The following is a 9,765-nucleotide window of genomic DNA, read 5'->3' as shown; positions in this document are numbered from 1 at the left end:
GACCCACGCGCCGCCACCAGCTTGCAGGCATCCTCCAACGACAACACCCCCGCCACATAGGCGGCAGTCACCTCACCAATCGAATGCCCAGCCAGGTAATCCGGCCTCACACCCCACGACAACAACAACTCATACAGAGCCACCTCAACCGCGAACAACCCCGCCTGCGTGTAGACGGTCTGATCCAGCAGCTCGGGCTCGGCGAAGACCACCTCCCGCAACGGGCGCGGCAACCGGCCCTCGAACCGGTCACACACCCCGTCGAACGCCTCCGCGAACACCGCGAACGAGTCGTACAGCTCCCGACCCATCCCCACCCGCTGCGAACCCTGGCCCGTGAACAACACGGCGACCCGACCCTGCGACGCCTGACCCGTCACCACACCGGAAACCGCTGAACCGCCCGCCAGAGCCTCCAGCCCCGCCAGAAGCTCACCACGATCACGGCCCAGCACCACCGCCCGGTGCTCCAACGCCGCCCGCGACGTCGCCAGCGACCAGCCCACCTCCACCGCCGGCACACCCGACTCCCGCCGAGCGAACTCCACCAACCGCCCCGCCTGACCGGACAACGCCTCCGCCGACCGCCCCGACACCAACCACGGCACCACCGGCAGATCGGCAACCACCGTAGCCTCGGCCTCGACCGCCTCCGCCTGCTCGATGACGACGTGCGCGTTCGTCCCCGAGATCCCGAACGACGACACCGCCGCCCGACGCGGCCGACCCACCACCGGCCACGGCATCGACTCGGTAGCAAGCGCGACAGCCCCCGACGACCAGTCCACCTTCGACGACGGCACATCCACATGCAGCGACGCCGGCACCACACCGTGCCGCATCGCGAGGACCATCTTGATCACACCCGCCACCCCGGCGGCAGCCTGCGTATGGCCCAGATTCGACTTCACCGACCCCAACAACAACGGCTCAGCCCCGTCACGACCCTGCCCATAGGTCGCCAACAACGCCTGCGCCTCGATCGGATCACCGAGCGTGGTACCCGTCCCGTGCGCCTCCACCACATCCACGTCAGCCGGAGACAACCGCGCGTTCGCCAGCGCCTGCCGGATCACCCGCTGCTGCGACGGACCGTTCGGCGCCGTCAACCCGTTCGACGCCCCGTCCTGGTTCACCGCCGAGCCGCGTACCACCGCGAGGACCCGCCGACCGTCCCGCCGGGCGTCGGACAGGCGCTGAACCACCAGCACGCCCACGCCCTCACCCCAGCCCGTCCCGTCCGCCGACTCGGCGAACGACCGGCAGCGGCCATCGGCCGCCAGGCCCCCCTGGCGGGAGAACTCCACGAACGCGCCCGGGGTGGCCATCACCGTCACGCCACCGGCCAGGGCCAGATCGCACTCCCCCGACCGCAGCGCCTGCGCCGCCAGGTGCAACGCCACCAGCGACGACGAGCACGCCGTGTCGACGGTCACCGCCGGCCCCTCGAACCCGAACGAGTACGCCACCCGCCCCGACAGCACGCTGGCGGACGCGCCGGTGGCGCCGTACCCGGCGAGGCGTTCGCCGCCGTACCGGATGAGGGTGTCGAAGTCCTGCCCGTTGGTGCCGGCGAAGACGCCGACGCGGCCGCCCCGTAGCGACAGCGGGTCGATCCGGGCGTCCTCGATCGCCGCCCAGGACACCTCCAGCAGCAGGCGCTGCTGCGGGTCCATGGCGGTGGCCTCGCGCGGCGAGATTCCGAAGAACTCCGCGTCGAACGCGCCCGCGTCGTGCAGGAACGCCCCCTGGGACACGTACGACGACGCCAGTTCCTCGGGGTCCCAGTGCCGGTTGACGGGGAAGTCGGACATGGCGTCGACGCCGTCGACGAGCAGCCGCCAGAACTCCTCCGTCGACCCGGCGCCGCCGGGGAAGCGGCAGCCCATGCCGACGATGACGATCGGGTCGTCGTCGACGGGACGTACGGTCGGGGTCTGCGCCGCGGGCAGCGCGTGCCCGCCCAGCAGTTCGGTACGGACGTGGGCGGCCAGGGCGGTCGGGTTGGGGTGGTCGAACGCCAGCGTGGCGGGCAGCGTGAGCCCGGTGGCGGCGTCGAGCCGGTTGCGCAGTTCGACGGCGGTGAGCGAGGTGAAGCCGAGGTCCCGGAACGCGCGCTCCGCCGGCACCTGGTCGGCGCTGGCATGGCCGAGCACCGCCGCGACCTCGCCGCGTACGAGGTCACGGAGCACGTCGAGCTGCTCGGGCTCGGAGAGCCCGACGAGCCGCTGTCGCAGCGCGCCGGCCCCGGCGGCCCGGTCGGCCGTGGCGGCGTCGGTGACCTGCGGGGCGGTCAGCAGGTCGCGGATCAGCGGGTCGGGGCGCGGCCCGGCGGCGTTGCCGGCGAGCCGGTCCCAGTCGACGTCTGCGACCACCAGGTGGGTCTCGTCGTGGTCGAGGGCGCGAGCGAACGCCCGCACGGCGGTGGCGGGGTCCATCGCGCCGAAGCCGTTGCGGGCCATCCGGCGTTCGAAGTCACCCGCGCTGACCCCGCCGTCGGCCCACAGGCCCCAACCGATGGACGTGGCGGGCAGCCCCTCGGCACGCCGGCGGTGGGCGAGGGCGTCGAGCCAGGCGTTGCCGGGGGCGTAGCTGGCCTGGCCCGGGCCGCCCATGGTGCCGGCGAGGGAGGAGAACAGGACGAACGCCGACAGGTCGTGGTCGCGGGTCAGTTCGTCGAGGTGGCGGGCGGCGTCGACCTTGGCGCGCAGGGCCGTCGCCAGCTGCCCGACGGTGAGGCCGTCGACGACGTTGTCGTCGAGCGCCGCTGCGGTGTGCACGACGGCGTTGAGCGGCAGGTCGGCGGGTACCGCCGCGAGCAGGTCACGCAGGGCGTCCCGGTCGGCGACGTCGCACGCCGCCACGGTCACCCGGGCGCCGAGCGCGGTCAGCTCCCGGGTCAGCGCGTCGGCGCCGGGGGCGTCGGGGCCGCGCCGGCTGACGAGGAGCAGGTGGTCGGCGCCGGCTGCCGCGAGGGCGCGGGCGACGTGTGCGCCGAGGGCGCCCGTACCGCCGGTGACGAGCGCCGTACCGCGCGGGGTCCACTCGCGGTCGGGGCCCGCCGGCTGCCCGGCGCGGACCAACCGGCGGGCGTGCGCGCCGGTGGCGCGGACGGCGAGTTGGTCCTCCGCACGCTCGCCGCCGAGCAGCCGGCGCAGCAGCCGTACGCCGCGCGGGTCGGCCGCCTCGGGGAGGTCGACGAGGCCGCCCCAGCGCTGGGGGTGCTCTGCGCGCAGCGCGCCGCCGAAGCCCCAGAGCAGCGCCTGGTCGGGGTCGACGTGCTGGTCGCGGGGGCCGACGGCGACCGCGCTCCGGGTGGCGATCCAGAGCCGGGGGCCGGCCCCGACGTCGCCGAGCGCCTGGGCGAGTGTGACGGTGTCGGCGAGTCCGGCCGGCACGGAGGGGGACGCGGGGTGCGGGCCGGGCGCGAGGCCGAGTAGCGACAGGACGACGCTGGGCGGCTGCTCGGCGTACGCCTCGGCGAGATCGTGGGCGAGGGCCTCGCGGCCCTGGCCGGGGGCCACCCGCAGCACCCGTACGCCGGGCGCGGCGAGCGCCGTCGTCCACTCCTCCACCGTCCCGCCGGCGCTGTCGGGTACGACGAGCAGCAGGTCCGTGACCTCCCGGTGGGAGGGGGCGTCGGGGAGCGGCTGCCAGGTGACCCGGTACCGCCACGAGTCGAGCGTCGATTCCGCCTCCCGGCGGCGGCGCCACGCCGACAGGGCGGGCAGCACGTCGCCCAGTGTCGCCTCGGGGTCGACGGCGAGCGTGGCGGCGAGGGCCTCGACGTCCTGGTTCTCGATGACCTGCCAGAAGGTGGCGTCGTCGGGGGCGCCGGGTCCGCTTTCGGGGCCGTGCGGGCGGGTGCGGGCGTTCAGCCAGTAGCGCTGATGACGGAAGGCGTACGTGGGCAGGTCCACGGTCCGGGGCGGCTGGCCGGTCTGCGCGGTGAACCAGGCAGCCCAGTCCACCGGCGTGCCCGTCACGTGCAGCCGCGCCAACGCCGTGACCAGGGCGGTCGTGTCGGGCTGGTCCCGCCGCAGGGCGGGAACGTGGTGCACCGGCCGGTCGGCGGAGGTGTCCGCGGCCATCGCGGTCAGCGTCGCGTCCGGGCCGACCTCCAGGAACGTGCTCACCCCACACCCGTGCAGCGTCGCGATGGCGTCGGAGAACCGGACCGTCTCCCGGACGTGCCGCACCCAGTACTCCGGGCCGCCGATCTCGGCCAGATCGGCCAGTTGGCCGGTCAGGTTGGAGACGATCGGCAGCTTCGGCGCCTGCCAGGTCAGCGTGTTCAGGACCGCCCGGAACTCGTCCAGCATCGGCTCCATCAACCGCGAATGGAACGCGTGACTGACCGACAACCGCTTGACCCGCCAACCCCGCTCGACGCAGAGCCGCCCGACCCGCTCAAGGTCAACTTCCGCACCGGACAGCACCACCGACCGAGGCCCGTTCACCGCCGCGACATCCACGCTGTCACCGGCCAACTCGCGGACCTCGTCCTCGGACGCGCCCACCGCCAGCATCCCGCCACCCGACGGCAACGCCTGCATCAGAGATCCACGAGCGGCAACCAGAGCGCACGCGTCATCCAACGACAGGACCCCGGCCACGTACGCGGCGGTCACCTCACCGATCGAATGACCGGCAAGGTAGTCCGGCTTCACACCCCACGAGGACAACAGCTCGTACAGGGCCACCTCGACCGCGAACAACCCCGCCTGCGTGAACACCGTCTGGTCCAACAGCTCAGGCTCAACGAACACCACGTCCCGCAACGAGCGCGGCAACCGGCCCTCGAACCGGGCACACACCCCGTCGAACGCCTCCGCGAACACCGGGAACACGTCGTACAACCCACGACCCATCCCCACCCGCTGCGAACCCTGACCCGTGAACAACACCGCCCGCCGCCCGGACACCACCTCGCCCGACACGACATTGCCGACCCCGGCCCCAACAGCCAGAGCATCCAACCCGGCCAGCAACTCGTCCCGATCGGCGCCGAGGACCACCGCCCGGTGCTCCAACGCCGCCCGGGAGGTGGCCAGGGACCAGCCCGCCTCCACCACATCCGAGGACCCGCGCCGGGCGAACTCCGCCAACCGCGCAGCCTGACCGGACAACGCCTCCGCCGACCGCCCCGACACCAACCACGGCACCACCGGCAGACCCACAACGGCCGACGCCTCGACCGAAACCGCCTCCGCCTGCTCCACGATCACATGCGCGTTCGTCCCCGAGATCCCGAACGACGACACCGCCGCCCGACGCGGCCGACCCACCACCGGCCACGGCGTCGACTCCGTCACCAACGACACCGCACCCGACGACCAGTCCACCTTCGACGACGGCACATCCACATGCAGCGACGCCGGCACCACACCGTGCCGCATCGCGAGGACCATCTTGATCACACCCGCCACACCCGCGGCGGCCTGCGTGTGACCCAGGTTCGACTTCACCGACCCCAACAGCAGCGGACGGTCCCCCGGCCGCCCCTGGCCGTACGTCGCGAGCAGCGCCTGCGCCTCGATCGGATCGCCCAATGTCGTGGCGGTGCCGTGCGCCTCCACCACATCCACGTCGGCCGGAGACAACCGCGCGTTCGCCAGGGCCTGCCGGATCACCCGCTGCTGCGACGGACCGTTCGGCGCCGTCAACCCGTTCGACGCCCCGTCCTGGTTCACCGCCGAGCCGCGTACCACCGCGAGCACCCGGTGGCCCAGGCGCTGCGCGTCGGACAGCCGCTCGACGAGGAGCATGCCGACGCCCTCGGACCAGCCCGTGCCGTCGGCGCCCTCGGCGAACGACTTGCACCGCCCGTCCGGGGCGAGCCCGCGCTGCCGGCTGAAGTCGATGAACGTCTCCAGCGTGGTCATCACGGTGACGCCGCCGGCCAGGGCGAGGGTGCACTCGCCGGACCGCAGGGACTGCACCGCCAGGTGCAACGCCACCAGGGACGACGAGCAGGCCGTGTCGACGGTGAGGGCGGGCCCCTCGAACCCGAACGTGTACGCGACCCGCCCGGACAGCACGCTGCTGGCGGTGCCGCCGCCGATGAAGCCGTCCAGGGTCTCGGGCACCTCGCCGAGCCCGGCGGCGTAGTTGTGGTACATCATGCCGGCGAAGACGCCGACGCGGCTGCCGCGCAGGGACAGCGGGTCGATCCGGGCGTCCTCGATGGCCTCCCAGCACGCCTCCAGCATCAGCCGCTGCTGCGGGTCCATCGCCAGCGCCTCGTACGGCGAGATCTTGAACAGCTCCGGGTCGAAGTCCCCGGCGTCGTGCAGGAACCCGCCCTCGCGGGCGTACGTGCTGCCCCGCCGCTCGCCGGTCGGGTCGTACGCCTCGTCGATGTTCCAGCCCCGGTCGACGGGGAAGCCGGTGATGCCGTCGCCGCCGGCGGCGACCAGTTCCCAGAGCTGCTCCGGCGAGCGGACGCCACCCGGGTACCGGCAGCTCATGCCGACGATCGCGATCGGCTCGTGGTTCTTCGCGTCGACGGCCTTCAGGCGTTCGCTGGTCTCGGCGAGATCGGCGGTGACGCGCTTGAGGTACTCACGGAGCTTGGCTTCGTTGGCCATCGGGGATTCACCTGTCGCGTTGGTCGGCAAGCGGGCGGTACGACGGTCAGTTACGACCGAACGTGCTGTCGATGAAGTCGAAGAGTTCGTCGTCGCTGGCGTCGTCGATGACCTGGGCGGCGGCGCCCGCCGCGCCGGTGTCGCCGTCCCAGCGGCTGAGCAGCGCCCGGAGCCGGGCGGCGACCGCCGACCGGGTCGTCTCGTCGGAGGTCAGCTCTTCCAGGGCCTCCGGCGGGGTCGCGGCGAACGCCGCCTCCAGCCGCTCCAGCTCGTCGAGGAGCGTGGGGGCGGCCCGGCCGGGGCCGAGCTGCGCCATCAGGTGCCCGGTGAGGGCGTCCGGGGTGGGGTGGTCGAAGACCAGGGTGGCCGGCAGCGACAGGCCGGTGAGGGTGGTCAGCCGGTTCCGTAGGTCGACCGCGGTCAGCGAGTCGAAGCCCAGCTCGGTGAAGGACTGCCCGGCGCCGACCGCGGCCGGCGAGGAGTAGCCGAGCACCTCGGCGACCTGCCCGGTGACGAGTTCCTCGACCATGCGCCGGCGGTCCTCGTCGGACGCCCCCGCCAGGCGGTCGCGCAGGGCCCCGGCGGGCACCGCCCCGCTGGCGGCGGCGCGCCGCGGTCGCACGCCGAGCAGGCCGCGCAGGGGAGCCGGGAGGTGGTCGACGGTGGTGAGGTCCCGCAGCGCGACCAGGTCGAGGCGTACGGGCAGCAGCAGGGGACTCCGGCTGCGCCGGCTCGCGTCGAACAGGGCGAGCGCCTGCTCGGTGCCGAGCGGGGCGATGCCCTGGCGGGCCATCCGTTCCCGCCGCGCGGCGCCCAACTGGCGGGTCATGCCGCTGCTCTCCTCCCACAGCCCCCAGGCAAGGGAGGTGGCGGCGAGCCCGGCGGCGCGCCGGTGGTGGGCCAGCCCGTCGAGGAAGGCGTTGGCCGCGGCGTAGTTGCCCTGACCGGGGCCGCCGAGCGGGCCGGCGATCGAGGAGAACAGCACGAACATCGGCAGGTCCAGGTGCCGGGTGAGGTCGTGCAGGTGCCAGGCGGCGTCCGCCTTGGGGCGCAGCACGGCGGCGGTCCGCTCGGGGGTCAGCGCGGTGACGACGGCGTCGTCGAGGACGCCGGCGGCGTGGACGACCCCGGTGAGCGGGTGCTCGGCCGGAATGTCGGCCAGCAGCGCGGCGAGCTGTTCCCGGTCGGCCACGTCGCAGGCGACGAGCCGGGCCTGGGCGCCCAGCCGGGCGAGGTCGGCGAGCAGGTCGGCCGCGCCGGGGGCGTCGGCGCCGCGCCGGCCGACCAGGAGCAGGTGGCGCACCTTGTGGGCGGCGACCAGGTGGCGGGCGAGCAGGCCGCCGAGGGTGCCGGTGGCGCCGGTGACGAGCACCGTCCCGTCCGGCAGCAGGTCGACCGCGCCGGTCGGGTCGGGCTCGGCGGGCGCCAGCCGGGGTACGAGGAGCCGGCCGTCCCGCAGCGCGAGCTGGGGTTCGTCGCCGGCCAACGCCCGGCCGAGCAGTTCGGCGTCGGTGTGCTCGTCGACGTCGACGAGGACGAACCGGCCCGGGTGTTCCAGTTGCGCGGCGCGGACCAGGCCCCAGACGGCCGCTGCGGGCAGGTCGGGCACGGTGTCGGCGTCGTCGGCGGGGACCGCGCCCCGGGTGAGCACCACGAGTCGCCGGTCGGCGAACCGGTCGTCGGCCAGCCACCGCTGCATCGTTGTCAGGATGTCGGCGAGGCGGTCCCGGGTGGGGCCGAGCGGCTCGCCCGCCGGGGCGGCGCCGGTCGGGAGCAGCACCAGCCGGGGGGCGTGCAGGCCGGCGTCGACGGCCTCGGCGAGGTCGGCCAGTCCGCCGGGCACCGCCGCGTCGGCGAGGGCGGCGGCCTCGCCGAGCGCCACGATCCCGGAGGCCCGCCGCGACGGCAGCGGCAGGGCGGTCCAGCGCAGGTCGAACAGCGGTACGTCGGCGGACCCGGAGGCGTCGAGCTGGTCGGCGCCGACGGGCCGGGAGACCAGCGAGGCGACCCGGGCGACGGGGGCGCCCGTGCCGTCGGCGAGGGTCAGCGACACCGCCGAGCCGGCCCGTTCGACGCGTACCCGGAGGGTGGTGGCGCCGACGGCGGAGAGCGCGACGCCCGACCACGCGAACGGGAGCCGGGCTCCGGAGGCGTCGGCGTCGGCGTCGTCGGTGAGGCCGACGACGTGCAGCGCCGCGTCCAGCAGCGCCGGGTGGATGGCGAACGCCCCGGGGGCGGCGCCGTCCGGCAGCGCGACCTCCGCGAAGACCGCCTCGCCGGTACGCCACGCGGCGCGCAGCCCGCGGAACGTCGGCCCGTGGTCGACGCCGAGCCGGCCGAGCTGCTCGTAGATCGGCTCGACCGGTACGGCGGCGGCGTCGGGCGGCGGCCACTCGGTCAGCGCCTCGGCGGCGTCGGCGGCTGCGGGCGCGAGGATGCCCTCGGCGTGCCGGGTCCAGTCGCCGCGTGGGTCGTCGGCCGGGCGGGAGTGGATGGCGACCCGACGGCGGCCGTGCTCGTCGGGAGCGAGGGTGAGCTGCACGGCACGGGCGCCCTGCTCGGGCAGCACGAGCGGGGCGGCGAGGGTCAGTTCGTCGAGCGCGTCGCAGCCGGCCTGCCCGCCCGCGTGCAGCGCCATCTCGACCAGTGCGGTGCCCGGGACGACGACAGAGCCCCAGACCACGTGGTCGGCGAGCCACGGCTGGGTCCGCACCGAGAGCCGGCCGCCGTGGATGCGTACGTCGTCGGCGGCTGAGACGAGCTGGGCGTTCAGCAGGGGGTGCCGGCCGCTGCGTACGCCGAGTCCGGAGGCATCCGCGCCACCCCCGGCCGGGCCGGCGTCGAGCCAGTAGCGCTGGCGTTGGAAGGCGTAGGTGGGCAGGTCCACGGTCCGGGGCGACTTGCCGGTCTGCCCGGTGAACCAGCCCGCCCAGTCCACGGACGTGCCCGTCACGTGCAACCGCGCCAACGCCGTCACCAGGGCCGTCGCCTCGGACTGGTCCCGACGCAGCGCGGGAATCTGCTGCACCGGCCGGTCGGCAGGGGTGTCCGCCGCCATCGCCGTCAACGTCGCGTCCGGACCGACCTCCAGGAACGTACTCACCCCACACCCGTGCAACGTGACAACCGCGTCGGAGAACCGGACCGCCTCCCGCACATGCCGCACCCAGTACCC

General features: G+C 74.5%; 2 protein-coding genes. Both read right to left on the bottom strand.

Features of this window, described 5'->3' with window-relative positions; genetic code table 11:
- Positions 1-6,590, bottom strand: a 6,590-nt coding sequence (locus ABZ793_RS34235; RefSeq protein WP_357465075.1) for a type I polyketide synthase, incomplete at its 3' end; no start/stop codon positions are given.
- A gap of 46 nt (positions 6,591-6,636) precedes the next feature.
- On the bottom strand, positions 6,637-9,693 hold the full coding sequence (locus ABZ793_RS34230; RefSeq protein WP_357465073.1) for an SDR family NAD(P)-dependent oxidoreductase: 3,057 nt from the start codon (positions 9,691-9,693) through the stop codon (positions 6,637-6,639).
- Positions 9,694-9,765: the final 72 nt, after the last annotated feature.

Source organism: Micromonospora sp. NPDC047465 (assembly GCF_040643125.1).
Classification (GTDB): Bacteria; Actinomycetota; Actinomycetes; order Mycobacteriales; family Micromonosporaceae; genus Micromonospora.
This window is presented reverse-complemented; position numbering and strand designations above follow the sequence as displayed.